The following is a 1,357-nucleotide window of genomic DNA, read 5'->3' as shown; positions in this document are numbered from 1 at the left end:
AGTATTGACGGCTAACAGTTCAGTGGTTCGTTCTTCGACTCGTTGTTCTAACAAAGTATTAACTTGGCGAAGCTGTTCTTCGACTTGTTTGCGTCGGTTAATTTCTTGTTGAAGATATTGAATTTGTTCTTCGAGTAACAAAGTCAGGCGACGAACAGAGAGATGAGTTTTGATTCGACTGATCGCTTCTTCCGGATGGATGGGTTTAGTAATATAGTCAGCCGCTCCGAGTTTTAATCCTTTGACTTTATTATCAGTTTCAGAAAGAGCCGTCATAAAAATCACCGGAATATCTCGGGTTACAGGTGAGGCTTTTAACTGACGACAAACCTCATATCCGTCCATTTCAGGCATTCTGATATCGAGTAAAATGAGATCGGGTTGTTGAGAGACTGCAATCTCTAATGCTGATTCTCCAGTTTGAGCGACCAAAACTTTATATTTGACTCTCGACAAAGAAGCACATAATAATTTGAGATTGAGTGGATAGTCATCAACCACTAAAACGACACCTAAGTTCAAGTCTTGTTTCATCATTTGTTGTTAAAATCATCTCTCTTATTATTGATTATCGCACTTAATTTTATAGATCGTTATCTCAATAAGTGCTTTAATCGCCTCTACAGATGTGCTATGACAAGTCTCTACACCCGTGAACCGTTTTTTCTATGATTGAAATGCGACCCCTGAAGTCCGATACTCAACTTAAAATGTTATCAATTTTTTCAAGATTAAATTAGCGGTTATGATTCCTGTCGGCGAACATCAAGATCTCTGGTGAAAAACTGAAGCCTCAAACATAACATAAAATTTAAAAAACAATGCTACATCTGTATATTTATTCTTCAAAATTTCCTGGATTTGGAATAGATTAAATAACGACCGAGCCAGAAGCGATACTAGAGAAATCAACTTCGCTCTTTTATTTTTAGAAATAGCGGGATTTCAAACCAAACTGCTCAACCGACAAACCGTTTATTTGCAGGGGACACAACAACGCCTGACTATTCTTAGGCTGACTACTCTTAGGATTGTAAACCCTAATCTTCCAATCTCCTCATCTTCCGATCTATACCCGAAGGAGGATTTGTGTTGATTTGTTATGAATTCTTGGCAATTTAAAATTAAAAATGTAACAATGAATACATAAATTAAAAAACTCACCTTGATGAGCTAAGTTCTTTTTCGTTCAGAGACGAGGAGCGATTACGAAGATGAAACTAACCTATCGGACAATTAGCTATGAGCAGCATCAGCCTCCCCTTGACATCGTAGAAAGCGAACTGGGGGGCAAATATCGGGGAAATGCGTGGCAAGTTCACTATCCCAGACATATTCCTGTTCCCTTACCGAACCC

General features: G+C 38.4%; 2 protein-coding genes. One reads left to right on the top strand and one right to left on the bottom strand.

From position 1 onward, the window contains the following. Nucleotides 1-537: response regulator (locus M595_RS27585; protein WP_040484779.1), on the bottom strand; the 537-nt coding region annotated here is incomplete at its 3' end. Nucleotides 538-1,214: 677 nt separating this feature from the next. Between M595_RS27585 and M595_RS33065 the strand changes: the two genes are divergently transcribed. Then, nucleotides 1,215-1,357, top strand: a 143-nt coding sequence (locus M595_RS33065; RefSeq protein WP_023069775.1) for a DUF4278 domain-containing protein, incomplete at its 3' end; no start/stop codon positions are given.

Source organism: Lyngbya aestuarii BL J, from assembly GCF_000478195.2.
In the GTDB taxonomy this organism is placed as follows: Bacteria; Cyanobacteriota; Cyanobacteriia; order Cyanobacteriales; family Microcoleaceae; genus Capilliphycus; species Capilliphycus aestuarii.
Note: the sequence above shows the minus strand (reverse complement) of the source record. Positions and strands in the feature narration are given on the sequence as shown.